Source organism: Aeromicrobium sp., assembly GCF_025965075.1.
GTDB lineage: Bacteria > Actinomycetota > Actinomycetes > Propionibacteriales > Nocardioidaceae > Aeromicrobium.
Genome location: NZ_JAOPXQ010000015.1, coordinates 1 through 2,893 on the forward strand (window position 1 = coordinate 1; position 2,893 = coordinate 2,893).

Consider the following 2,893-nt stretch of genomic DNA (forward strand, 5'->3'; position numbering starts at 1 on the left):
GTGGCGCGGCCAAGCTCGACGCCAAGGTGCGGGTGGGTGAGAACTCGTCCGGTGAGTCGATCCTGCTGCGCATCGGCGGCGAGCTGACCCAGCACGCCGAGTCCGTCGTGCTCCCCCTGCTCCTGCCAGACTCCCCCGTCGTCGTCTGGTGGCCCGGCAAGGCGCCCGCGATCCCGTCGGAGGACGCGATCGGCAAGCTGGCCCGCCGCCGGTTGACCGACGCCGAGGCCACGAGCTCTCCGATCCGGTCGCTCAAGGCCGTCGCCCGCTCGTACGCCCCGGGCGACACCGACCTGTCGTGGACCCGGCTGACGCCGTGGCGTGCGCTGCTCGCCGCGGCCCTGGACCAGTCCCCCGGCAAGGTCACCGGCGGCACCGTCGTGGCCGGGCCCGGCAACCCCGCGGCGGTCCTGCTCGTGGCGTGGCTCGAGAGCCGGCTCAAGATCTCGATCACGACCAAGCGGAGCGAGACCGACCAGATCGCGTCGGTCGTGCTCAACACCGCCAACGGGGACGTCCGCATCGAGCGGGTCAGTCCCACCTCCTCGCAGTTCAGCGTCCCCGGCTCCTCGCCCCGCGAGGTCCCGCTGGGCGCTCGAACGCTGGCCGAGCTGCTGGCCGAGGACCTGCGCCGGCTCGACGCCGACGACGTCTACGCGGCGACGATCCGCCACATGCTGGAGGCCTGATGACGGTCCAGGTGTGGCCCGACGCCGACGTGCTGGCCCGGGCGATCGCCCAACGGATCACCGACCGGGTCATCCGGGTGCAGGCCCAAGGACGGCGTCCCAGCATCGTCCTGACGGGCGGCACGATCGCGCTCGAGGCCTACCGGCACATCGACTCCGTCGGCGAGGCCGACTGGACCGACGTCGACCTCTACTGGGGCGACGAGCGGTTCGTGCCGGAGGGTCACGACGACCGCAACGACCAGCAGGCCCGCGACGCGTTCCTGGACCGGCTGGGCGTCCCCGACGAACGGATCCACGCGATGCCGGCGCACGGCTGCGAGCTGAGCATGGCCGATGCCGCCGATGCCTACGCCGCCTCGCTGCCGACCGATCCGTTTGACCTGGTGCTGCTCGGCATGGGCCCCGACGGCCACATCGCCTCGCTGTTCCCGGGGTTCCCGCAGCTGCACGAGACGGCTCGGCGTGCGGTGGAGGTGCTCGACTCCCCCAAGCCGCCACCGCACCGCATCTCGCTGACCTATCCCGCGCTCAACCACGCCGACAGCGTCTGGTTGCTGGTCTCCGGCCAGGGCAAGGCACCTGCCGTGGCCCGGGCGCTCGGCACCGGCACGATCGAGGACACCCCCGCCGTCGGCGCGCGTGGCATCGCGGAGACGGTGTGGCTGCTCGACGAGGCCGCGGCGTCCGGGATCACGGCATGAGCCCCCAGGTCGTCAAGCTCACCGGCTCGGCGGGCACGATCGTCGCGGACCGCTGGGAGAGCACGGGGAGCCGCGGCACGGTCCTGCTGCTGCACGGCGGCGGCCAGACCCGGCACTCGTGGCGCCGCAGCGGACCGCGCTTCGCCGACGCGGGCTGGACGACGTACGCCGTGGACTCCCGCGGGCACGGCGAGAGCGACTGGGACCCCCGCGGCGACTACTCGATGGACCTGCTGGTCGCGGACCTGCTGGGCGTGGCCGAGCAGATCGGGACGCAGCCCGTGCTGATCGGCGCCTCGATGGGTGGGATCACCTCGCTCGTGGCGCAGGGCGAGCACCCCGACCTGGCCCGGGGGCTGGTCCTCGTTGACATCGCCACCCGGTCCGAGCCGGCCGGAGTCGCCCGGATCATCGACTTCATGCGCTCGGCGCCCGACGGCTTCGCCTCCCTGGAGGAGGTCTCCGACGCGATCGCCGCCTACAACCCGCACCGGCCGCGGCCGGCCACCCTCGACGGGCTCCGCAAGAACGTGCGGCAGGGTGACGACGGGCGCTGGCGGTGGCACTGGGACCCCGCCTTCCTCGGCGGCGGCGAGGAGCACCGACGGCTCGCCCAGCAGGACCGTATCGAGGCGGCCGCCGCGCAGGTCACGGTGCCGACCATGCTGGTGCGCGGGCAGAGCTCGGACGTGGTGACGGCCGAGGGAGCGCGCGAGCTGCAGCGGCTCATCCCTCACGCCGTGATCCGAGAGGCCCAGGCGGGCCACATGGTGGCCGGGGACGACAACGACGTGTTCGCGACCCAGGTCGTCGAGTTCCTCGACGCGCAGCTGCCCTCACGCTGACCGCCGAGCCGAGGCCCCCGTGGGGCGGTGCATCACTCGCCCTTCACAACGGGGTTGGGGCAACTGCTGCACCGCTCCAGCGCCGGTTGGGCGATCAGCGCACCGACCGAGCACGGGAGGCGCAACTGGTGCACCGCCCCACACCCACACACGACGAAGCCGACCACCCCAGGGGCGGTCGGCTTCGTCCTGTCAGAGTCTCAGAAGATGATCTCGCCGGACTTGCGCTTGCTGCGCAGCATGTCGACGGCTTCCTTGAGGATCTCGTCCGCCTCGGCCTCGGAGCGGCGCTCCTTGACGTACGCGAGATGCGTCTTGTAGGGCTCGATCTTCTTGGCCGTCGGTCGGTTGTCCGAGTCGACGCTGGCCGGCATGCCGCAGCGCGGGCAGTCCCACGACTCCGGCACCTCGGCCTCGATCGCGAACTGCAGCTCGGTCGTGTGGTTGTTGATGCAGAAGAACGTCACGAACTGGCGGGGCGCAGCCTCGCCGCGCTCGGCCTCTCCCATGGGGCCGGAGCCGATGCGGCTGCCCCTGATCGCACCAGCGGCCATCAGGCGCCATCCACCTTGAGCAGGAGGCCGAGCGCGAAGATGCACACGACCCAGATGACAGCGATGCCGACCGTGATGCGGTCGAGGTTGCGCTCAGCGAC

At 72.0% G+C, this 2,893-nt stretch carries 4 protein-coding genes; 3 read left to right on the forward strand and 1 reads right to left on the reverse strand.

All coding sequences use genetic code 11. The features are described 5' to 3' along the window. The 3 genes from JWQ91_RS00855 to JWQ91_RS00865 all read left to right on the forward strand — a co-directional run. A partial coding sequence (locus JWQ91_RS00855; protein ID WP_297779518.1) for a glucose-6-phosphate dehydrogenase assembly protein OpcA occupies positions 1–689 on the forward strand: 689 nt, incomplete at its 5' end. Beyond that, positions 689–1,393: a 6-phosphogluconolactonase gene (pgl, locus tag JWQ91_RS00860; RefSeq protein ID WP_297779520.1), complete on the forward strand. Its 705-nt coding sequence runs from the start codon at positions 689–691 to the stop codon at positions 1,391–1,393. The genes JWQ91_RS00855 and pgl, both read left to right, overlap by 1 nt. Continuing rightward, positions 1,390–2,238 (forward strand): alpha/beta hydrolase, encoded by an 849-nt coding sequence (locus JWQ91_RS00865; protein ID WP_297779524.1) that lies wholly within the window; start codon positions 1,390–1,392, stop codon positions 2,236–2,238. Before pgl ends, JWQ91_RS00865 begins: the two co-directional genes overlap by 4 nt. A gap of 200 nt (positions 2,239–2,438) precedes the next feature. On the opposite strand, the gene JWQ91_RS00870 is transcribed toward JWQ91_RS00865, so the two are convergent. Then, a complete protein-coding gene (locus JWQ91_RS00870; RefSeq protein ID WP_297779527.1) occupies positions 2,439–2,792 on the reverse strand; it encodes an RNA polymerase-binding protein RbpA in 354 nt (117 codons plus the stop codon). Positions 2,793–2,893: the final 101 nt, after the last annotated feature.

Excerpts from the sequence above, each read along its gene's own strand:
- pgl (WP_297779520.1), top strand. The coding sequence starts at position 689 with ATGACGGTCCAGGTGTGGCCCGACGCCGACGTGCTGGCCCGGGCGATC.
- JWQ91_RS00870 (WP_297779527.1), bottom strand. The coding sequence starts at position 2,792 with ATGGCCGCTGGTGCGATCAGGGGCAGCCGCATCGGCTCCGGCCCCATG.
- JWQ91_RS00865 (WP_297779524.1), top strand. The coding sequence starts at position 1,390 with ATGAGCCCCCAGGTCGTCAAGCTCACCGGCTCGGCGGGCACGATCGTC.